20 protein-coding genes are annotated in these 19,551 nt (G+C 60.7%); 7 read left to right on the top strand and 13 right to left on the bottom strand.

Annotated elements, in window-relative coordinates; all coding sequences use genetic code 11:
* Positions 1-108: 108 nt before the first annotated feature.
* The 6 genes from MKS85_RS07370 to MKS85_RS07345 form a co-directional block, all read right to left on the bottom strand.
* On the bottom strand, positions 109-960 hold the full coding sequence (locus tag MKS85_RS07370; RefSeq protein WP_047230346.1) for an alpha/beta hydrolase: 852 nt from the start codon (positions 958-960) through the stop codon (positions 109-111).
* The gene (locus tag MKS85_RS07365; RefSeq protein WP_188252030.1) at positions 957-1,751 is read right to left on the bottom strand and encodes an alpha/beta fold hydrolase; all 795 of its coding nucleotides are present in this window, start codon (positions 1,749-1,751) and stop codon (positions 957-959) included. Before MKS85_RS07365 ends, MKS85_RS07370 begins: the two co-directional genes overlap by 4 nt.
* Positions 1,752-1,943: 192 nt before the next feature.
* Complete coding sequence (locus MKS85_RS07360) at positions 1,944-2,387, bottom strand: hotdog fold thioesterase (RefSeq protein WP_047230344.1); 444 nt, start codon at positions 2,385-2,387, stop codon at positions 1,944-1,946.
* 54 nt (positions 2,388-2,441) lie between these two features.
* Positions 2,442-2,894 (bottom strand): phosphohistidine phosphatase SixA, encoded by a 453-nt coding sequence (sixA, locus tag MKS85_RS07355; RefSeq protein ID WP_047230343.1) that lies wholly within the window; start codon positions 2,892-2,894, stop codon positions 2,442-2,444.
* On the bottom strand, positions 2,891-3,238 hold the full coding sequence (locus MKS85_RS07350; protein ID WP_047230342.1) for a DUF4389 domain-containing protein: 348 nt from the start codon (positions 3,236-3,238) through the stop codon (positions 2,891-2,893). The genes sixA and MKS85_RS07350 overlap by 4 nt, the downstream gene beginning before the upstream one ends.
* A gap of 30 nt (positions 3,239-3,268) precedes the next feature.
* On the bottom strand, positions 3,269-4,294 hold the full coding sequence (locus tag MKS85_RS07345) for an NAD(P)H-dependent glycerol-3-phosphate dehydrogenase (RefSeq protein WP_047230341.1): 1,026 nt from the start codon (positions 4,292-4,294) through the stop codon (positions 3,269-3,271).
* A 200-nt stretch (positions 4,295-4,494) separates the two neighbouring features.
* On the opposite strand from MKS85_RS07345, the gene MKS85_RS07340 reads away from it, so the two are divergent.
* The 5 genes from MKS85_RS07340 to fabB all read left to right on the top strand — a co-directional run bounded on the left by MKS85_RS07340 (position 4,495) and on the right by fabB (position 11,451).
* Entirely contained in the window at positions 4,495-6,618 is a 2,124-nt protein-coding gene (locus tag MKS85_RS07340) for a TonB-dependent siderophore receptor (protein WP_139049441.1), read from the top strand.
* The gene (locus tag MKS85_RS07335) at positions 6,619-7,551 is read left to right on the top strand and encodes an ABC transporter substrate-binding protein (protein ID WP_188252029.1); all 933 of its coding nucleotides are present in this window, start codon (positions 6,619-6,621) and stop codon (positions 7,549-7,551) included. It begins immediately after the preceding gene.
* Positions 7,548-9,455: an ATP-binding protein gene (locus MKS85_RS07330; RefSeq protein WP_047230339.1), complete on the top strand. Its 1,908-nt coding sequence runs from the start codon at positions 7,548-7,550 to the stop codon at positions 9,453-9,455. Before MKS85_RS07335 ends, MKS85_RS07330 begins: the two co-directional genes overlap by 4 nt.
* Before the next feature lie 248 nt (positions 9,456-9,703).
* Positions 9,704-10,219 (top strand): 3-hydroxyacyl-[acyl-carrier-protein] dehydratase FabA, encoded by a 516-nt coding sequence (gene fabA, locus MKS85_RS07325; protein ID WP_047230338.1) that lies wholly within the window; start codon positions 9,704-9,706, stop codon positions 10,217-10,219.
* Positions 10,220-10,230: 11 nt separating this feature from the next.
* Positions 10,231-11,451: a beta-ketoacyl-ACP synthase I gene (gene fabB, locus MKS85_RS07320; RefSeq protein WP_188252028.1), complete on the top strand. Its 1,221-nt coding sequence runs from the start codon at positions 10,231-10,233 to the stop codon at positions 11,449-11,451.
* A gap of 188 nt (positions 11,452-11,639) precedes the next feature.
* Here fabB and MKS85_RS07315 read toward each other — a convergent pair whose 3' ends face one another.
* Together MKS85_RS07315 and MKS85_RS07310 are read right to left on the bottom strand one after the other, a co-directional pair.
* Complete coding sequence (locus MKS85_RS07315; protein WP_188252027.1) at positions 11,640-12,104, bottom strand: DUF3859 domain-containing protein; 465 nt, start codon at positions 12,102-12,104, stop codon at positions 11,640-11,642.
* Between the two features lie 151 nt (positions 12,105-12,255).
* Positions 12,256-13,266, bottom strand: a complete 1,011-nt coding sequence (locus MKS85_RS07310; RefSeq protein ID WP_047230335.1) for an amidohydrolase family protein — start codon at positions 13,264-13,266, stop codon at positions 12,256-12,258.
* Between the two features lie 133 nt (positions 13,267-13,399).
* On the opposite strand from MKS85_RS07310, the gene MKS85_RS07305 reads away from it, so the two are divergent.
* Complete coding sequence (locus MKS85_RS07305) at positions 13,400-14,260, top strand: pirin family protein (RefSeq protein ID WP_188252072.1); 861 nt, start codon at positions 13,400-13,402, stop codon at positions 14,258-14,260.
* 160 nt (positions 14,261-14,420) lie between these two features.
* On the opposite strand, the gene MKS85_RS07300 is transcribed toward MKS85_RS07305, so the two are convergent.
* The 4 genes from MKS85_RS07300 to MKS85_RS07285 all read right to left on the bottom strand — a co-directional run bounded on the left by MKS85_RS07300 (position 14,421) and on the right by MKS85_RS07285 (position 18,146).
* The gene (locus tag MKS85_RS07300) at positions 14,421-15,149 is read right to left on the bottom strand and encodes a dienelactone hydrolase family protein (protein ID WP_188252026.1); all 729 of its coding nucleotides are present in this window, start codon (positions 15,147-15,149) and stop codon (positions 14,421-14,423) included.
* Positions 15,150-15,219: 70 nt separating this feature from the next.
* Positions 15,220-17,124 carry a molecular chaperone HtpG gene (gene htpG, locus MKS85_RS07295; protein ID WP_047230356.1) on the bottom strand — a complete coding sequence of 635 codons (1,905 nt, stop codon included), beginning with the start codon at positions 17,122-17,124 and terminating at the stop codon, positions 15,220-15,222.
* An 87-nt stretch (positions 17,125-17,211) separates the two neighbouring features.
* Complete coding sequence (locus MKS85_RS07290; protein ID WP_188252025.1) at positions 17,212-17,673, bottom strand: PaaI family thioesterase; 462 nt, start codon at positions 17,671-17,673, stop codon at positions 17,212-17,214.
* Positions 17,670-18,146 (bottom strand): PaaI family thioesterase, encoded by a 477-nt coding sequence (locus MKS85_RS07285; protein WP_188252024.1) that lies wholly within the window; start codon positions 18,144-18,146, stop codon positions 17,670-17,672. The genes MKS85_RS07290 and MKS85_RS07285 overlap by 4 nt, the downstream gene beginning before the upstream one ends.
* Positions 18,147-18,304: 158 nt before the next feature.
* Here MKS85_RS07285 and MKS85_RS07280 point away from each other — a divergent pair, with 158 nt between their 5' ends.
* On the top strand, positions 18,305-18,568 hold the full coding sequence (locus tag MKS85_RS07280) for a hypothetical protein (RefSeq protein WP_139049437.1): 264 nt from the start codon (positions 18,305-18,307) through the stop codon (positions 18,566-18,568).
* A gap of 73 nt (positions 18,569-18,641) precedes the next feature.
* On the opposite strand, the gene MKS85_RS07275 is transcribed toward MKS85_RS07280, so the two are convergent.
* Positions 18,642-19,379 (bottom strand): DUF599 domain-containing protein, encoded by a 738-nt coding sequence (locus MKS85_RS07275; RefSeq protein WP_139049436.1) that lies wholly within the window; start codon positions 19,377-19,379, stop codon positions 18,642-18,644.
* Positions 19,380-19,551 lie beyond the last annotated feature (172 nt).

Below are 19,551 nucleotides of genomic sequence, written 5' to 3'. Positions count from 1 at the left end.
TGGGGTGAGGCCGGTGTCATCGATGCACTGCGAGGCCGCTAAACAGAGATCTGTCATGGTTGTCTCCCTTTTTCAACCCGCCCAGCCTCGACAGTTGCCAGGCGCAAGTCAAGAAACGGTGAAGAACCGATTGAAACAGTCTGCTACAAGCGCGGCGCCAGCCTCGTCGTTCAGGTGCAGATGATGACCGCCGGGCAACCGTTCATGACTGAAGGGTAGACGCTCCAGCAACTCGGGGTGTCGGGCAAGCATGCCGTCAGCAGCCACCACCAGATGCGCGGGGCAAGCGACTCGCGCCACGAAGGCCATGGCCTGCTCATCGGTCAGGCGAAGCGGCGATGGCAAGGTCAGGCGATTGTCGGTGCGCCAGGTGTACCCTCCCGGCACCGGCATCAGGCCGCGCTGGGCCAGCAATTCGGCGGCTTCGCGACTGACCGCCACCAGGCCTTTCATCCGGGCCTCAATGGCCCGGTCGAGGGTTTTGTAGACCGGTTTTCGTTTTTGTTGCAAATCCAGCTGCGCCTGCAGGGCCATGCCCATGCGTTCGGCGGCGTTGTCGCCTTTGTCCGTGGGAGGGATCACCCCGTCGATCAGCCCCAGGTGCGTGACCCGGTCGGGCAGGGCTCCGGCGAGCACCAGCGAGACGATGGCGCCCATGGAATGCCCCAGCAGGGCGAAACGCGCCAGGCCCAGTTGTTCGGCGACTTGCAGCACATCATGGGCATAGTCCCACAGGGCATAGCCAGCACCGGGTGGGCGATGCCCGGAGTGACCGTGACCGGCCATGTCCAGTGCAATGACCCGCAGGCCCTCAAGCCGTGGAGCCAGCCGGGCGAAGCTGTTCGCATTGTCCAGCCAACCGTGCAAGGCGATCACCGGCCGGCCATCCTCCGGCCCGAACAGGTGGGCCGCCAGTTCAATGTGGGGCAGGCTCAGACGGACTTCTTCAACCCCACTCATAAGCTGCGCCCTTCCCAGCGCTGAAAGAGATCCTTGAGCAACCTGGCCGTGTCCTGCGGACGTTCCAGGGGAAACATATGGCTGCCGGGCATGCTCAGGGATTCGCCATGGGGCATTCGACCCACCGAACGGGTGTGATGGCGCATCACCACGCGACTCTGCCGGCCGCGCACCACCGCCAACGGCACTTTGAGCATACGGGCCCGGCCGGGACTGGTGTGCGGCACGCCGCGGTAAATGCTGATCTCCGTGGCCGGATCGAAGCGCAGCCGCAAGCGGTCGCCGACTTGCTGCAAGCCATGTTGCAGGTAGGCGTCGAAGCATTCCGGGTCAAACCCGCGGAACAGCGTCTTGGCGGAAAAATACTGCCGGGCCGACTCCAGGTCTGCGAACTCTTCACGCCGGCCCAACGTCCGTCCCGCTGGAGTCAGACGATCGATGAACCCCAGGCGCTTGGCGGCCAGGATCACCCACTGATCGGCGCGGGTCAGCACGGGCGAATCGAGCATTACCACGCCACGATATAACTGTGGACAGCGCAATGCGGCATGCAGATGCAGAACGCCACCCAGGGAATGGCCGACGCCCCACACCGGTTCAGGTTGTTGTTCCAGGTGATGGATGAGCTCGTCCACCAGGTTGTGCCAGTTATCGTCTGCCGGAAAACGCGGGTCATGGCCGTGCAATTCCAGATGCGCGACCTCGTACTGCGGCGCCAGCGCGGCGAACAGCTTGCCGTAAGTGGCCGAGGGAAAACCATTGGCGTGGGCGAAAAACACCTGTTGCGACATGACAGTGGATCCATGGGGAAACTGGAACCGATTGTCCGCACATCCCGGTGGCGCGGCAATGACCGTAACTGACAGCAATGATGACAGTCGGGCTTGGGCTATGGCGTTGTATGAGCGATGTAAACCCGTGGCGAGGGAGCTTGCTCCCTCGCCACAAGAGCGGCCCATCAGTCACAAACATGCATTCGGGTTTCAACGCGCCGGCGGCTGTTCACCCAGCGGCACCACGGCCATGGTCAGGCGCGACACGCAGTTGACTTTGCCTTCGTCGTTGGTCAGGCGGATATCCCAGACCTGGGTGGTGCGGCCCAGATGGACCATCCGGGCCGTGGCCGTCACCCGACCGCTGCGCACAGCACGCAAGTGGTTGGCATTGATCTCCAGGCCCACGCAATAGAACTTGCTGGTGTCCACGCACAGATAGGCCGCCATGGACCCGACCGTTTCAGCCAGCACCACCGATGCACCGCCATGCAACAGGCCGAATGGCTGGTGGGTGCGGTGATCGACCACCATGCTGGCGGTCAGGGACTCGTCGTCGAAAGATTCGAAACGAATGTCCAACACTTCGCTGATGGTGTTTTTACCGGCGGCGTTCAGTTGCTCGATGTTGGGGGTGGTGCGCCACAGACTCATCGTTGTCCTTCCTTTATGTTTTTTGTTGTGCTCAACCCTGCGACCAGAGACCTCTCAGGGATGCTGAATGCCCTTGAGCTGCATCGCCCCGGCCAGCGGCAGGTCACCCTCCAGCTCGGCCAGGCCAGCCGTTTTAACCTGTTCGGGTTGTTGCAGGTGACCGTGTTGCAGAAAGCCCAGCAGGCTGCCCACCAGCGGGTTATGGCTGACCAGCAGCACGTCGCCCTGATCAACCAGCTGTTCCAGGACTTTTTGCGGGCGGGTTTCCGGCGTGAGCCAATCAACAGTGATCAACTCAGGCGCGAAGCCCAAGGCTTCGCGCACCAGTTGGGCGGTCTGTTGGGCGCGCAGGTACGGGCTGGCATAAATGGCGCTCAGCGGCTGGCCGATCAGCGCGGCGGCACTGCGCAGTGCTTCTTCGCGACCGTGAGCGGTCAGCGCCCGCTCAGGGTCGGGACGGGCACCGTATGGCTCGGCTTCCCCATGACGCAATACCCACAATTTCATAGCTTGGGCTCCTCGTCCCGGACCGGATGCGGAGCCGGCGCCACCACGTGAGGCGCTTCACCTTCCGGCGTGCGCGGGGTGGGCCAGTCAGCGAATGGCCAGGGTTTCTGGTCGCTGTGGAAGGTGCCGAAACGGCCGATCTGCGCCAGGAACTGGCTCAGGCTGTCACCAAAGTTCATCAGGCTGGCACTGGGCGCGCCATAGATCAGCCGGTAGATCAGTTGCACCAATACCACCGCGCCCAGGATGAACTGCGCCACCTGCCAGACCAGCAGGTAAATCACCATCCACAACACACGCAGCAGGATGGACTCGTATCGGGCCTGCTCTTTTGGATCGCTCATGGTTTGCTCCCGCTTCTGATCAATAGAGGCTCAGTTGAAGCCACTGGTGGAAATGAAATCGACGTCGGTCTTGGGCTCGCCGCGCATCAACAGTTCGATCACCTGCTCCAGCGTGCGCCCTTCGAACAGAATCGCATGCAGCCCCGCGACCAGTGGCATGTAGACCCCGGACTCCTGAGACTTGGCCTTGAGCACCTTGAGCGTATTCACTCCTTCGGCCACTTCACCCAGGCGCGACACAGCCTCGTCCAGGCTCAACCCCTGACCGAGGGCGAAACCGACCTGGTAGTTGCGGCTTTTAGGCGAGGAACAGGTGACGATCAAATCGCCGACCCCGGCCAACCCCAGGAAGGTCATCGGATTGGCACCCTGGCTGACGGCAAAACGGGTCATTTCCGCCAGCGCCCGGGTAATCAGCATGCTTTTGGTGTTCTCCCCCATGCCCAGCGCCACCGCCATGCCGGCGATGATGGCATAGACGTTCTTCAGCGCCCCGCCCAGTTCCACACCGAAACGGTCGGCACTGGCGTAGACCCGGAAGGTTCGCCCATGCAGCGCGGCCTGGACCCGCTGGCACAGTTCTTCGTCTTCACTGGCGACCACGGTGGCGGTCAGCGCATGCTCGGCGATCTCGCGCGCCAGGTTCGGCCCGGAAATCACACCGATTCGAGCCTTTGGGGCGATTTCTTCGAGAATCTCGCTCATCAGCTTGAAGGTCTGGGCTTCGATCCCCTTGGTCAGGCTCACCAGCAATTTGCCGCTCAAGCGTTCGGCATGGGGCGCCAGGACCGAGCGCAGGGCGCTGGACGGCAAGGCGACGAAAAACAGGTCGCAGTCCTGCAAGGTGGCCTGCAAATCAGTCACCGGTTCAACTTCAGGGCGGATCTTGATGCCCTTGAGGTAACGCGGGTTCTCGCGATTGACCCGGATGGCCTCGGCCTGCTCCGGGTCACGCATCCATTGCCGCACCGGGTGGCCGTTCTCGGCCAGCAGATTGGCCACGGCGGTACCGAAACTCCCGCCCCCCAGGACCGCAATCGGGCGCTGTTCAGTCATATGCAATCCGTTCATCCATACCAAGTGGCAATGCCGGGCATTATACGGAGCGGCCACACCGCGACCAGCCCCGACTACAATTACCGGCAGTTGTAGGAAGCTGACCATCAATTCCTAGGAAAATGCTGTCAACGTGAATGGAAAAGTCGCTCACCTCAGTTAACATGCCGGCCATCCTTTCCCTAATCAAAGGCTGTGCCGTGTTCGTTGGCCCTTCCCGTTCAGGTTCGTCGCTCGTATTGGCGCTGTTCATCAGCCCGCCAGTGCTGGCCGACGACTTGTTCGTCGACAGTCAGCCCCTGCCCCAAGTGTTGACGGCCACGCGCCTGAAACAATCGCCGGCGGCGGTCCCCGGCAGCATGACCGTGCTGGACAGCGAATTGATCAAGGCCAGTGGCGCCCGGGACATCAGCGAACTGCTGCGCCTGGTGCCGGGCATGATGGTCGGTAATATCAGCGGGAACCAGGCCGCCGTGAACTACCACGGCACCAACGCCACCGAAGCGCGGCGCATGCAGGTGCTGATCGATGGCCGTTCGGTGTATCGCGCCGGCCTGGCCACGGTGGACTGGAGCGATATTCCAGTGGCCATGGAAGACATCGAGCGGATCGAAGTTTTCCGCGGCCCCAACACCGTCAGCTACGGCGCCAATGCACTGATGGCGGTGGTCAATATCATCACCCGCGCTCCGGCCGACAGCCACGGCACCCGCCTGAAAATCACCCGAGGCCAGCGTGGCATCAGCGACTGGTACGCCAGCCAGGGCAGCGGTTGGGAGAGCGGTGACCTGCGGCTGTCACTGTCCGGCCAGGAAGACGACGGCTTTGACAGCAACCGCACCGGCGCCGATTACCGCGACAGTCGACGCTTGAACCGTTTCAACCTGTCCGTCAGCCAGACCCTGAACGAACAGCAGAGCATCGACTGGCAACTGAACGCCAAGGACGGGACCAATCAGCGGCCTTATACCTACCGTCCAGTGTTCGCCGGGATTACGGCCGCCGGGGATAACTCCGATGTCGTCGCCAAGGACTACGCCGGTTCGCTGCGCTGGAACCTGGACCTGAACCCCAACCACAGCCTTTATGTACAAGGCTCGCTCCAGCATTGGGATCGCCAGCAGACCTGGCGCGCCTGCGATGCCGAGGTCTCCTTCAGCCCGCAGTTGACCGATCTGTGGTTGCTCAACCCTAACTACGCCGAGAAGCTGGCGCGCAATATTCCCAGCTTCACCGGCACCGGTGCGCCGCCCGGCACCCCGCAAGAACAGGCGCTGGCCAATCAGGTGCTCGATCAATGGCGCAACGGCGCCTCGCAAACCTTGTGCGGCGATATCGACCAGAGCGCCCGTGAGTCGCGCTACGACCTGGAAATCCAGGACACCCTGAGCCTGTCCGACAGCCTGCGACTGGTCACCGGGGCAAACTATCGCTACGACCGGGCCGACTCCGAGACGTACTTCAACGGCACGCTGGACGACACCACTTGGCGCCTGTTCGGCCAACTGGAGTGGCGGGCCAGCGAACATTGGCTGGTACAGGGCGGTGCGATGTTCGAAGACACCCACCTGACCGGCAGCTCGCTGACGCCGCGGGTGGCGGTCAACTACCTGATCACACCACGCCATGGCCTGCGGGCGGTGTACTCCGAGGCGGTGCGCTCGCCGGACATGTTCGAGAACAATGTCAATTGGAGTTATCAGGTCACCAACCTCAAGCCCACCGCCTTCGGCCAGAGCAGTGCCCGTTATTTTGTCCAGACCCGAGGGCCGGGAAACCTGGACCAGGAGCACATGCGCTCCCGGGAACTGGGCTACAACGGTTATTTCATGAACCTGGGGCTGAGCGTCGATGTGAAGCTGTTCCATGACGAAATCACCGGCATGATCAGCGAACCCCTGCGCAACAATCAGTACATTGCCAGCAACGCCAATGAATCACAGTTTTCCGGGGCCGAAACCCAGTTCGACTGGCGCATCACCAGCGCCGACCGCCTGCGCCTGACCTATGCCTACGTCGATGCGCTGGCCAGCAACGCCCTCGACGAACAGCCCACCGCCCGCAATAGCGGTTCGGCCGGCTGGCTGCGGGACTGGGGCCGAGGCTGGAACAGCGCGGTGTTCTATTATGGCGCCGACGACCTCAACGGCTATCGCTTTGAACGAGTCGACACCCGCCTGGCCAAACGCATTTCTTTGGGCAAGGCCAACCTGGAACTGGCGGGCATCCTGCAACAGCGTCTCGACAACCAGCCCACTACGTTTGTCGACAACCGCTACGACTCCCGTCACGTCCTGTATTTCACTGCGGAGTTGTCGTTCTAAATGTTCCGGGGTCAATCGCGCAAGACGCCCTTTCGTGGCCGCCTGCCGCTGGCGCTGTGCCTGGTGTTTGCAGGCTGGCTGGCAACGATCGAGGCCCAGGCCGCCGAGATTGTACTGACCGGCGTGCGTAACAGTCCTGGCGTGCAGTCTTTCACCCAGGCCCTGAAAGTCCTGCGCCCCGAGGACGACGTCAGGTTTACTCCGCTGGCCAGCCTGCCGGCGCCCGGCAAACTGCCACGCAATGTCCGCCTGATTTTGCTTGACCTGCCCAGCCTCGACTGGCGCCTGCAGGAAACCCACGGGCCCGCCACCCTGGTACTGCGAATCAGCCGCCAACAAGCCAGGGACCGCCTGGGCCAGACAACGCCCGATCACCTGAGCCTGTTGTGGAGCGATCCGCCGCTGACGCGGCAATTGCGCCTGATTAGCGCGATCCTTCCGCAAATGCGCAGGGTCGGCGTGCTGTTCGATGGGCACAGCGAGTTCCTGCTCAAGGAAATCCGCCAGGCAGCAACGCCGTTGGGGCTGGAGATCGTGAGTGAACGCTGGGACGACACCAGTGACAGCCGCCCTCTGCAAAAGCTGTTGGGCCGCAGCGATGTGCTGCTGGGGCTCGACGACCCCGATCTGTACAACCCCAAGACGGTAAAAAACCTGTTGCTCAGCAGCTACGCCCGGCAACGTGCGCTGATCGGGCCCAACGCCGCTTTCGTCAAGGCCGGCAGCCTGGCCAGCACCTACAGCGACCAGGAGGACTGGCTGGCAATTCTCGACGATTTGCTGGACCGACCCGCCGCCACCTGGCCCCGCACCCTGTATCCGGCCCGCTTCAAAGTCCTGAGCAACCAGCAGGTCGCCCGCTCACTGGGGATCGAGCCGATTGACGCCGAATCCGTCGCTGCACAGTTGGCCGAAGGAGAACAACGCCCATGACCTTGCGTCGCCGCTGGGACATCAATACCCGCACCCAGCTTATCGCCCTCGGCCCGGCCTTGCTGCTGACGGTGCTGTTGATCAGCTTCTTTACTTTTGTGCGAATCCAGGACCTGCGCCAGGAACTCAACCACACCGGGCAGTTGATCGCCAACCAACTGGCCCCGGCCACGGAGTATGGGGTGATATCGGGCAATAACGAGGTGCTGGAAAGCCTGCTCACCGCCACCCTGGCCACGCCTCATGTGCGTTTTCTGGAGGTGCAAGACAGCAAGGACCGGGTTGTGGTGTATGTCGAGCAGCCCGCGCAAGGCCGCAAGCATTCCCAGCAGATCGAAGTTTTCCAGGCGCCGGTTCGCCTGCAGCGCATTGCCTTGAACAATGATTTCCTGCAAGGCAACAGCATGACCATCGAGGCGCCCGATGAGGATTACCTGGGCCGGGTGATCGTCGGCATGTCCAGTGACGCCTTCAGCCAGCGGCAGCAGGAAATCCTCCTCAAGGCCGCGATCCTGGCGCTGTTCGCCCTGCTGTTCACCTTCTTGGTGGCACGTCGCCTGGCGTCCAACCTGTCCCGGCCGATCCGCGACATCGGCAACGCAGTCATGGCGATCCAGCAAGGCGACTACGGCACGCCGCTGCCCATCGTCGACGATGCCGAACTGGGGGCCTTGTCGCGGCATATCAACAATCTGGCCGACGGTCTCGAGCAAGCCAGCCGTGAACAGCACCAGGCCATGGCGCAACTGATCAAAACCCGGGAAGAAGCGGAGAAGGCCAACAGCGCCAAGTCCGAATTCCTGGCGATGATGAGCCATGAACTGCGCACCCCCATGAACGGTGTACTGGGCATGCTGCAACTGCTGGAAACCACCGAAATGACGGAGGAGCAATTCGAGTACACGGCGCTGGCCAGCGAATCCACCGAGCACCTGCTGAAAGTCATCAACGACATCCTCGACTTCTCGCGCATCGAACGCTCGGCCCTGGAGCTGGAACACATCCCGTTCAATCTGGCGGAGCTGGTCGCCAGTTGCGCCCAGTCGTTCCAGCACAGCGCCGCGCAACGCAAGCTGGGCCTGGACCTGCTGATCCCTGATGACATGCAGCCCTTACAGGTGCAAGGCGACCCGACGCGGATCCGGCAGATCCTGGTCAACCTGATCGGCAATGCCCTGAAATTCACCGAACAAGGCCGCGTCACCGTGCAATGCCAGTGGCAGGCACTGGATCACGAACTCCTGTGGTTTACCTGCACGGTGCGCGACAGCGGCATCGGGATCGCGACCGAAAGCCTGGAGCGCATGTTCGATGCCTTCCAGCAAGCCGACAGTTCGATTTCCCGGCGCTACGGTGGCACCGGCCTGGGGCTGCCGATTGCCCGCACCCTGGCTGAGCGCATGGGGGGCACATTGCGCGCCCAGAGCGAAGAAGGCCAGGGGTCGGTGTTTACCCTGGAGATCCCTCTGGCCCTGTCGAAAAAGGCACCGATAGCCCTGGCGCCAAAGCTCCCCGACGGCATCGGCAGCGGTCATGGCGAGGGCCGCAACGTGCTGCTGGTAGAAGACAATCCGGTGAACCAGACCGTGATCGAAGCCATGCTGCGCAGCCTGGGCTTCACCGTCAGCATCGCCGCCGACGGCGCCCAGGCCATCCGCAGTGCCGAAAGTCTGATTTTCGAGGCGATTCTGATGGATTGCCGGTTGCCCATCATCGATGGCTACGAAGCCACGCGACAGATCCGCCAGTTACCCGGCTGCGGCGAGGTGCCCATCATCGCTCTGACGGCCAATGCGCTACAGGGCGATCGCGAAGCCTGTCTCGCGGCGGGCATGAACGATTACCTGGCCAAACCGTTCAAAAGAGCTGATCTGCAGCAAATTCTGCAGCGCTGGGTGCGTTAGTGCAGGCGTTTCGACCATCTGCGACTGGCGTGAAAGGCGAAAGTGCGGCAGTCTTAACCACCCGAACAAGTCCCGATTGGGGCTTGAATAAAAATTTCAGTGCACAGGTGTACATTCATTTCCCGTGTGCTGTGACTTTCACTACAACGCAATAGTCTATGAGTAGGCTGTCGATTCGAGGCATGAACGCTTCGATCGGCCGGGAAGATTTGCCCCACCCTGCCGCATGGGACTATTGAGGAGCTCGCATGACCAAACAAAACGCCTTTACTCGGGAAGACCTGCTGCGCTGCAGTCGCGGTGAGCTGTTCGGCCCAGGTAACGCGCAACTGCCCGCCCCGAACATGCTGATGGTGGATCGCATCACCCATATCAGCGAAGAGGGTGGCAAGTACGGCAAAGGTGAATTGGTCGCCGAGCTGGACATCACTCCTGACCTGTGGTTTTTCGCCTGCCACTTCGAAGGTGATCCGGTGATGCCGGGCTGCCTGGGCCTGGATGCCATGTGGCAATTGGTCGGTTTCTTCCTCGGCTGGCAAGGCCTGCCAGGCCGCGGTCGCGCCCTGGGTTCGGGCGAAGTGAAGTTCTTCGGTCAGGTTCTGCCGAGCGCGAAGAAGATTACCTATAACATTCATATCAAACGCGTCCTCAAGGGCAAGCTGAACATGGCCATTGCCGATGGTTCAGTGGCTGTGGATGGTCGCGAGATCTACACCGCCGAAGGCCTTCGGGTCGGCGTTTTCACCTCCACTGACAACTTCTAAGGGTTATCCGCATGCGCCGCGTCGTTATCACTGGTCTGGGCATCGTTTCGTGCCTGGGCAATGACAAAGAGACCGTCTCCGCTAACCTGCGTGCAAGTCGCCCTGGCATCCGGTTCAATCCGGAATATGCCGAAATGGGTCTGCGTAGCCAGGTTTCCGGCTCCATTGACCTTCCCCTCGAAGAGCTGATCGATCGCAAGATCTACCGTTTCGTCGGCCATGCGGCGGCTTACGCCTACCTGGCCATGAAGGACGCCATCGCTGACTCCGGCCTGACCGAAGAGCAGGTGTCCAACCCGCGCACCGGCCTGATCGCCGGTTCCGGTGGTGCCTCGACCTTGAACCAGATGGAAGCGCTGGACATCCTGCGCGAAAAAGGCGTCAAGCGCGTCGGCCCGTACCGCGTCACTCGGACCATGAGCAGCACCGTTTCCGCCTGCCTGGCCACGCCATTCAAGATCAAGGGCCTGAACTACTCCATCGCCTCTGCCTGCGCCACCAGTGCGCACTGCATCGGTACTGCCATGGAGCAGATCCAGATGGGCAAGCAGGACATCGTGTTCGCCGGCGGTGGTGAAGAAGAACACTGGAGCCAGTCGTTCCTGTTCGACGCCATGGGCGCCCTGTCCAGCAAGCGCAACGACACCCCGGAAAAAGCTTCCCGCGCCTACGATGCCGACCGTGACGGCTTCGTCATCGCTGGCGGCGGCGGCATGGTGGTGGTCGAGGAGCTGGAACACGCTCTGGCCCGTGGCGCGAAAATCTACGCGGAAATCGTCGGCTACGGCGCCACTTCCGATGGCTATGACATGGTCGCCCCAAGCGGCGAAGGCGCCATCCGCTGCATGCAGATGGCCATGTCCACCGTCGACACGCCCATCGACTACCTGAACACCCACGGCACTTCGACCCCGGTCGGTGACGTTGCGGAAATGAAAGGCGTGCGCGAAGTGTTCGGTGCCAACGCCCCGGCCATCAGCTCCACCAAGAGCCTGTCGGGTCACTCCCTGGGCGCCGCGGGCGTTCACGAAGCGATCTACTGCATGTTGATGATGGAAGGCAACTTCATCGCCGGCTCGGCCAACATCGACGAACTGGACCCGGAAGTGGCCGACCTGCCGATCCTGACCAAGACTCGCGAAGACGCCAAGATCGACACCGTGATGAGCAACAGCTTCGGCTTCGGCGGCACCAACGCCACCCTGGTATTGAAGCGCTGGCAGGGCAAGTAAGCCCCGCCGCAACGCCACACACAAAAACGCCCCGACTGGTTCGGGGCGTTTTTTTTGGCTGCTCTGCACACCACATTCCCTGTGGATAATTCCCTTGTGGGAGCGAGCCTGCTCGCGATGAGGCCCTGACATTCAACATCTATGTTGGCTGACAGATTGCTATCGCGAGCAGGCTGGCTCTCACAGATTCAGCGCACGATAAACCGTTGCTGCGCCAGCAATCGATCGCCCTGGAACACCATGAACCGCCACTCCCCCGGCACCACTTCGTGGCTTTCGGTGAACTCGTAGGCCATCACATCCTGCGGTGCACCGGGCACCAGTTTCTGGGTGACTTCGAATTTATCGTGGCGCACGCCATCGGGGGTGCGAATGCCTGGGGTGAAATACAACAGGGTCAAAGGCTGGTCGTCAGCCACCTTGCCCGCCAAGCGGTAGCGCAAGCCAAATTTGGTGCCCAGCTTGGCCGGTACACTTTCAGTCTGCCGGATCTGCTCGTTGCTGCGGCGCAGAACCCGCTCCCCTGATTGCAGTTCGGCTTGGGGCCCTTCGAAGATACCGTACTCCACCGGGCCTTCGACACGGACTTCCGCCTGGGCCAGGCCGCAGACCGACAACAGCGCGACCAGTGCGCTTGAACGGGTGAGGTGCATAGTGCGCTCCTTGATTGTGATGAGCGCGAGGGTATGACGCGGCGGTGACAGGCTGATGACAAGGCGATGGTCACCTTGTGCACTGAGAGCTTCTGTGGGAGCAAAGCTTGCTCGCGCTGCAGGCGCCCTCAATTGCGAAATTGCAATACCTTCATTGCGGGCAAGCCTTGCTCCCACACAACACCGCCAGGAAATTATCCCGAGCTACGTTCTTCGCCACCTCTTCCGGCAACGCATCCAGGAACGGATCGAAGCTGCGTAATTCCTTACCGACATTGTCGAAACGCCCCACTACATCCGACCCCAACATAAAACGCTCCGGGAAGCGCTCCACCAGCTTGAGCCACGCCTCGCGGGGTTTGCCCGCCTCGTCCAGCAGGTAAGGCGTGAGCACGCTCCAGGACAGGTCGATGTACAGGTTCGGATAGGTCTCCAGCATCCGGGTCAGTGTCGGCAACAGAAAATCCAGCCGCGTCTGGTGACGATGGATCTCCATGCTGGTGCCGGCATGGGCCCAAATGAACCGCGTGTGGGGATGGTTGCGCAACGGCTCTTCAATTTCCGGCAAATACAGCGCGTTTTTCTCACGCTTGGAGGTGATGTTGGAGTGCAGCAGCACCGGCAGATCGTTCTCCGCCGCCAGGTGATAGATCCGCGTCATGGCCTCGTTGTTGGCCCGCGGGGTGTCCCCCGACGTCAGTGCCGTCAGGTCGTCATGGCGGGTGAACACCTCACCAATGCCTTGCCACAAACCCGGATACAGATCGAGCATGCGCTGGATGTGCATGGCGGAGTTTTTGTCGTTGGGGTTGAAACCGGACAAAAAAGGATGAAAGTGCTGGCGTTGTTCAGCGGTCAACTTGCTCACCGCCGCCGCGACAATTACATCGGTGGCGCTGTACCAATAGGCGTCCGCATCGTCACCGGCGTAGTAACGCGGGCGCTTGGGCTCATCCTCATGCCATTTCTTGGCCACCGGTATGCCTGAAATCATCACATGCTCGATGCGATTGTCGGCCATCGCCTTCAGTAACTCGGGCATGCCGGCGGTTTCCTGAAAGAAATCGACGTAATGCAGGTGTGCATCGCTGTAGGCATATTCGCGGGCCATGACGCCACTGCTCGAAACGGCCAGCAGCCAGGCGAAGATCAGACGGGTCATGGGCACGGGCGGACTCCAGAAAGTTATGAACAGGATAGACCCCGACCGTCGCGTCCGGGTTCACGGCGCATGTGCCGTCAGTTGTCACGGCGGGTTATGCTTTGCCCATCCGTTGCTCAACCTGGAAGACATCATGATCACGCCCCTGACCATTCGCCCACGCGCAGAAGATGTGGAAGGCCAGCCGATTCTTCGCCCGCTGCCGTCCGCCAAGTGTCGCAGCGTCGGACCGTTCGTTTTTTTCGACCACATGCTGCAAACCTCCTACAAAGCCGGTCAAGGCATGAACATTCGTCAGCATCCCCATATCGGGTTGTCGACCCTCACCTATCTGTTCGAAGGGCAGCTCCAGCACAAGGACAGCCTTGGCTCCGATCAAGTGGTGGACGCCGGGGACGTCAGCTGGATGACGTCGGGCAGCGCCATCGCCCATGTCGAGCGCACGCCCGAATCACTGCTGGGCAGCGACTTCGTCATGCACGGCTTGCAAGTCTGGTTGGCCTCGCCCCAATCCCACGAACAGGGGCCTGGACACTACAGCCATCATCCGGCGCACACCCTGCCGGTCAGCGATAACCTGGGGGTAAAGATCCGGATGATCGCCGGGTCGGGTTTTTGCCTGGAATCACCGGTGCCGACGCTGTCCCCGACCCTGTACGCCGAACTGAACCTGCAAACCGCAACGACCCTGCTGATTCCCACCGAGCATGAAGAGCGGGCACTGTATGTGCTCAGCGGCGAGGCGCAGCTGGACGGTAAACCGCTGGAGCGCCACTCGTTGGTGGTGCTCCCGGCCGGGGAACAAATGACACTGTTCGCCGACAGCGACTGCCATGCGGTGCTGTTCGGCGGCGCGCCGCTGGATGGGCCACGTCGGATCAACTGGAATTTCGTCTCCAGTGATCCGGCGCGAATAGACGAAGCCCGCCGGCGTTGGGCGGCCGGGGACTGGCCGACCGTGCCGGGGGAAAGTGAGCGGATCGAATTGCCCTGAATTCAGCGGTGTCTGACAGGCCGCCATCGCGAGCAGGCTCGCTCCCACACTGGATCGTTGCCATTCGCAAATGGCGCGAACACCTCGGTCAAATGTGGGAGCGAGCCTGCTCGCGATAGCAGTCTGGCAGGCGACAGCCTATTCAGCACCAGGCCCGATCTCAGCCCCTGAGCACTTCATCCAGCAAATTATGCATCGACCGGAACGCCCGTGCGGCAACCTTGGCGTCGTACATCATCTTGCCCGGGACATTGGCCTGTGGATCGGTGAACGAATGCACCGCACCACCGTAGCTCAGCAGTTGCCAATCCACCCCGGCGGCGTTCATTTCGTCTTCGAAAGCCGGCAGTTGCTCCTTGGGCACCAATGGGTCCGAGGCGCCATGCATGACCAGCACCGCCCCCTTGATGTTCTGCGCATCCGCCGGATTGGGTGTGTCCAGGGTGCCATGGAACGAAATAGCGGCCTTCAACGGTGCGCCTGTGCGTGCTAGCTCCAGGGAGCAGCAGCCGCCGAAGCAGAAACCGAACGTAGCAAGTCTCGACGCATCGACCTGCGCCTCACTCTGACTTTGCAGTTGCTCGAATGCCGCCTGCATGCGCTTGCGCAACAAGGCACGATCATTCTTGAGCGGCATCATCGCAGCCCCGGCTTCATCGGCATTGGTCGGGCGCACGTCCTGGCCGTAAAGATCGGCGATCAACACAACATAGCCGTTGGCCGCCACTGACCTGGCGATTTCCTCGGCCCCTGCCCCTACGCCCATCCAATTGGGCGCCATCAGCAAACCCGGGCGCGAGCCCTGCTGGCTAACGTCGAAGGCCAGGCGGCCCTCATAGGTTCGACCATCGATCTGATACTCCAGCGAACTAACCGTAACCTGACTCATGACGGACTCCTCTTGAAACGGAACACCAGAAATGAAAAAACCCGCCGAAGCGGGTTTTTCCTGCACTTGATTAAGCTGACAGTTCAACCAACAGCTTGTTCAGGCGGCGCACATAGGCCGCCGGGTCCTTCAGGCTGTCACCCGCCGCCAGGGCGGCCTGATCGAACAGGATGTGCGACAGGTCGCCGAAACGCTCTTCGCTCTGCTCGTTGTCGAGCTTATCCACCAGCGGGTGAGCCGGGTTGAATTCGAAGATCGGCTTGGAGTCCGGGACTTTCTGGCCGCTGGCTTCAAGGATCTGCCGCATCTGCAAGCCCAGGTCCTGTTCACCGATGGCCAGGATCGCCGGGGAGTCCGTCAGGCGGTGAGAAACCCGCACTTCGCTGACGGCATCGCCCAGGGCAGTCTTGATCCGCTCAACCAGGCCTTCCTTGCTCTTGGCAACTTCTTCGGCGGCTTTCTTGTCTTCTTCCGAATCCAGGTTACCCAGGTCCAGATCACCACGGGCCACGTCGACAAAGCTCTTGCCGTCGAACTCGCTGAGGTAGCTCATCAGCCATTCGTCGATGCGGTCGGTCAGCAGCAGCACTTCGATGCCTTTCTTGCGGAAAACTTCCAGGTGCGGGCTGTTCTTGACCTGTGCATAAGTTTCACCGGTCAGGTAGTAGATCTTGTCCTGACCTTCCTTGGCGCGGGCCAGATAATCGGCCAGACCAACGATCTGTTCGCCATCGTCACCCTGGGTCGAAGCAAAGCGCAGCAGGCCAGCGATTTTTTCTTTGTTGGCGAAGTCCTCGGCAGGGCCTTCCTTCATCACCTGGCCGAAGTTCTTCCAGAAGCTCTTGTACTGCTCGGGCTCGTTTTTCGCCAGTTTTTCCAGCATGTCCAGAACACGCTTGGTCAGCGCCGACTTCATGGAGTCAATGATCGGGTCTTTCTGCAGGATTTCCCGCGAAACGTTCAGGGACAGGTCATTGGAATCGACCACGCCCTTGATGAAACGCAGGTACAGCGGCAGGAACGATTCGGCCTGGTCCATCACGAACACACGCTGCACGTACAGCTTCAGGCCGCGTGGTGCTTCGCGCTGGTACAGGTCGAACGGCGCACGGGCCGGCACGTACAACAGCGAGTTGTACTCCAGCTTGCCTTCGACCTTGTTGTGGCTCCAGCTCAGCGGGTTCTCGTAGTCATGGGCGACGTGCTTGTAGAACTCCTGGTATTCCTCGTCCTTCACCTCAGTGCGCGGACGGGTCCACAGGGCACTGGCGCGGTTGACGGTTTCCCATTCCACTTCGGGCTTTTCTTCGCCTTCGGCAGCGGCGACTTCCTTCGGCAGCTCGATCGGCAACGCGATATGGTCGGAGTACTTCTTGATGATGTTGCGCAGGCGCCAGCCATCGGCGAACTCGTCTTCACCGGACTTGAGGTGCAGCACAATGCGGGTACCGCGATCAGCCTTGTCGACGGTGGCGACTTCAAACTCGCCCTCGCCCTTGGACGACCAATGCACGCCTTCGCTCGCAGCGAGGCCGGCACGACGGCTGAACACTTCCACCTGATCAGCGACGATAAACGCGGAATAGAAACCGACACCGAACTGGCCAATGAGGTGGGAGTCTTTTTTCTGGTCGCCGGAGAGGTTCTTCATGAAATCGGCGGTGCCGGACTTGGCGATGGTGCCCAGGTGAGTGATCACCTCTTCGCGACTCATGCCGATGCCGTTGTCTTCGAGGGTGACGGTCTTGGCGTCCTTGTCGAAGCTCACGCGGATTTTCAGTTCGGCGCCGCCTTCCAGCAACTCTGGCTTGGACAGGGCTTCGAAACGTAATTTGTCGACAGCGTCAGAGGCGTTCGAAATCAGCTCGCGAAGGAAAATTTCCTTATTCGAATACAGCGAGTGAATCATCAGGTGCAGCAGTTGCTTCACCTCGGTCTGGAAGCCCAGGGTTTCCTTTTGAGTTTCCACGCTCATGGTCATCAAACTCCAAGTGGATGGTGGTGTCCGCCTCGCAGAGATTGGCGGCGGGATGTCCTCAAGGTGGGGGCAACGCTGATGATTTCAAGGGCTATGCGCTTTTGAAGACTCCTGAATCTTGAAATGCGCCCGGGCGGTGGCAATGGGTTCGGCCTCTAGATCCTGCCAGGCGGTGATCGCAACATTGGCTACCCGGCGCCCCTGCCGCCAGACCTGGCATCTGGCATAAGTGTCGCGAAACTGCCCGGCGCGCAGGTAATCCAGGGAGAAATCGATGATTTTCGGCACGCCCGTCGCACGGGTGGCAATCAACAGATACACCGCGGCCGACAACTCCATGAAACCGGCGATGACGCCGCCGTGGATGGCCGGCAATAAAGGGTTACCAATGTTGTCCTGGTTGGCCGGCAGGCGAAACAGCAGCTCCTCGCCCTGACGCGAGCATTCCACGCCGATCAACCGCGCATAAGGAATCGAGGCCAGCAGCAGCGCGTAGTCGCCCCGCTCGCAGGCGTGGCGCAGTTGTTCCTGAGTGATATCGCTCATGGCTTGTCTACGGCAGCCATCGGGCCACCCCTTTTGATTCCCTTGGCGTGCTGGCCCAGGCGCATGAAGGTGCCCACCACATGGGCGATGGGTTGTTCGGGGTCGTCCTGATAGGCAAATCCACGGCTGAAGATCACGTCCTGAGTGACCCGATAGCATTGGGCAAAGCCATAGACGTCCTTGTTCGGCTCAGCGGCGTGCATGTAGTCGATGCGCAGATCCAGGGTCGGACAGACCTCGAACTGCGGCAACACGCACAACGTCGACATGCCACACGCCGTGTCCATCAATGAGGTCAACGCGCCACCATGGATGATGCCCGTAAGGGGGTTGCCGACGATCTGGGGGCTGTAAGGCAGGATCACGGTCAGCCCCTCGGGACTGGCACTGTGCAACTTCAAGCCCAGCACCTGACAATGTCGCAGTGCGGACAGAAAGCGTGTCGCACGCTCAAAAACGGGGTCTTGCGCCATTGGATTTAACGCCTTTATTAATGAGCAGTCGCGGTAACGAGCATGCCCTGTAAAGTTCCGTTCCCATGCAAAGTTATATATCTGTAGCAAAAGAGGAACTTAATCCAAGGGGGGGCGTTCAAAAGGCCAGTAGTTATTTCCATAAGGAGAAACACCCCATGCGTAAGACTTTAGCTATTGCCTTGATGTTGGCCGCCTCCCTCGGTCTCGCTGCCTGCGATAAAAAATCCGAGGACAAAGCTCAAGATGCCGCCGAACACTCTGAGCAAGCTCAGGAAAAAATGAACGAAGCACAGGATAAAGTGAACGACGCAGCGAAAGAAAACGCCGAAGCCGCCAAAGATCAGGCCGAATCGAACGAAGCTGCTACACAGGAACAAGCACCTGCAACAGCGCCCGCCACCGCACCAGCTACCAACTGATACGGTTTGGGCTTAAAAGAAACCCGCCTGGCGCGGGTTTTCTTTTGTCTGCAATTTGGTAGTGACCGTCCTGTCAGGCCGGGTCCTTGCTTATATCAGGCAATGGCGCTTCGGTGGGGGTGTAAACCATGACCTGCAGCACGTCGGAATGAAACTCCCGGCGGTACAGCACCAACACCACGCCTGCACTCATCAACATGAACAACCAGGGGCTGACGAACCACGCCAACATGGTCATGCCGAAATAATAAGCGCGCAGGCCAAAATTGAACTGGTTGGCCGCCATGGAGATCACCCGCGCCGCCCTGAGCGCGAAGGCCTTGCGTTCCTGCGCCGATACATGTCGCTCGCCGATCATTGGCGCCGATCCCACCAGAACCGCCGCGAAGTTGTATTGGCGCATGCACCAGCTGAAGGTGAAGAAGGCATACACAAACACCAGCGCCAGGCACAGCAACTTGGCCTCGGACATGCCTTGGGACGCCTGCTGCACCATCGGCAAGTCGGCCAACAACGACACCGCACGATCGGACGCCCCAAGCACCGTCAGGATGCCCGCCAGGATGATCAGCGTGCTTGAGGCGAAGAAGGACGCGTTGCGCTCCAGGTTGCCGATCACGCTGGCGTCGGCGATACGGTTTTCGCGCAGCAACATGCGGCGCATCCAGTCTTCGCGATACAAGTGCATGACGCTGGCCAGACAGGCCGTATCGCGGGCTTTCAACGACGCATAACGGGTGTAGCCGCCCCAGCAGACGACGAACCAGACCGCGGCCAGAAGATGGATCAGATTGGCTTGGATGAATGACATGTAATTCCTTATCTGACGAAGAACATGGAGCAGCTTGCGATTGACCCTGCTCAGTCCACAGGGCCGGCACAAGCCTTTCAAGACAATGCTTCGACGTTAGTCCAAGGAAAAAGACACTGCACCCGCGCCATAAAAATCTATGGTCACCCCCATTTTTGCAATACTGATTAAT

This window comes from Pseudomonas sp. JL2 (assembly GCF_031570495.1).
Taxonomy (GTDB): domain Bacteria; phylum Pseudomonadota; class Gammaproteobacteria; order Pseudomonadales; family Pseudomonadaceae; genus Aquipseudomonas; species Aquipseudomonas rhizophila.
This window is presented reverse-complemented; position numbering and strand designations above follow the sequence as displayed.

What these genes read in the sequence shown, in the direction of transcription:
- MKS85_RS07370 (WP_047230346.1), bottom strand. Translation starts at nt 960, where the DNA reads ATGAGTGGGGTTGAAGAAGTCCGTCTGAGCCTGCCCCACATTGAACTG.
- MKS85_RS07365 (WP_188252030.1), bottom strand. Translation starts at nt 1,751, where the DNA reads ATGTCGCAACAGGTGTTTTTCGCCCACGCCAATGGTTTTCCCTCGGCC.
- MKS85_RS07360 (WP_047230344.1), bottom strand. Translation starts at nt 2,387, where the DNA reads ATGAGTCTGTGGCGCACCACCCCCAACATCGAGCAACTGAACGCCGCC.
- sixA (WP_047230343.1), bottom strand. Translation starts at nt 2,894, where the DNA reads ATGAAATTGTGGGTATTGCGTCATGGGGAAGCCGAGCCATACGGTGCC.
- MKS85_RS07350 (WP_047230342.1), bottom strand. Translation starts at nt 3,238, where the DNA reads ATGAGCGATCCAAAAGAGCAGGCCCGATACGAGTCCATCCTGCTGCGT.
- MKS85_RS07345 (WP_047230341.1), bottom strand. Translation starts at nt 4,294, where the DNA reads ATGACTGAACAGCGCCCGATTGCGGTCCTGGGGGGCGGGAGTTTCGGT.
- MKS85_RS07335 (WP_188252029.1), top strand. Translation starts at nt 6,619, where the DNA reads ATGTTCCGGGGTCAATCGCGCAAGACGCCCTTTCGTGGCCGCCTGCCG.
- MKS85_RS07330 (WP_047230339.1), top strand. Translation starts at nt 7,548, where the DNA reads ATGACCTTGCGTCGCCGCTGGGACATCAATACCCGCACCCAGCTTATC.
- fabA (WP_047230338.1), top strand. Translation starts at nt 9,704, where the DNA reads ATGACCAAACAAAACGCCTTTACTCGGGAAGACCTGCTGCGCTGCAGT.
- fabB (WP_188252028.1), top strand. Translation starts at nt 10,231, where the DNA reads ATGCGCCGCGTCGTTATCACTGGTCTGGGCATCGTTTCGTGCCTGGGC.
- MKS85_RS07315 (WP_188252027.1), bottom strand. Translation starts at nt 12,104, where the DNA reads ATGCACCTCACCCGTTCAAGCGCACTGGTCGCGCTGTTGTCGGTCTGC.
- MKS85_RS07310 (WP_047230335.1), bottom strand. Translation starts at nt 13,266, where the DNA reads ATGACCCGTCTGATCTTCGCCTGGCTGCTGGCCGTTTCGAGCAGTGGC.
- MKS85_RS07305 (WP_188252072.1), top strand. Translation starts at nt 13,400, where the DNA reads ATGATCACGCCCCTGACCATTCGCCCACGCGCAGAAGATGTGGAAGGC.
- MKS85_RS07300 (WP_188252026.1), bottom strand. Translation starts at nt 15,149, where the DNA reads ATGAGTCAGGTTACGGTTAGTTCGCTGGAGTATCAGATCGATGGTCGA.
- htpG (WP_047230356.1), bottom strand. Translation starts at nt 17,124, where the DNA reads ATGAGCGTGGAAACTCAAAAGGAAACCCTGGGCTTCCAGACCGAGGTG.
- MKS85_RS07290 (WP_188252025.1), bottom strand. Translation starts at nt 17,673, where the DNA reads ATGAGCGATATCACTCAGGAACAACTGCGCCACGCCTGCGAGCGGGGC.
- MKS85_RS07285 (WP_188252024.1), bottom strand. Translation starts at nt 18,146, where the DNA reads ATGGCGCAAGACCCCGTTTTTGAGCGTGCGACACGCTTTCTGTCCGCA.
- MKS85_RS07280 (WP_139049437.1), top strand. Translation starts at nt 18,305, where the DNA reads ATGCGTAAGACTTTAGCTATTGCCTTGATGTTGGCCGCCTCCCTCGGT.
- MKS85_RS07275 (WP_139049436.1), bottom strand. Translation starts at nt 19,379, where the DNA reads ATGTCATTCATCCAAGCCAATCTGATCCATCTTCTGGCCGCGGTCTGG.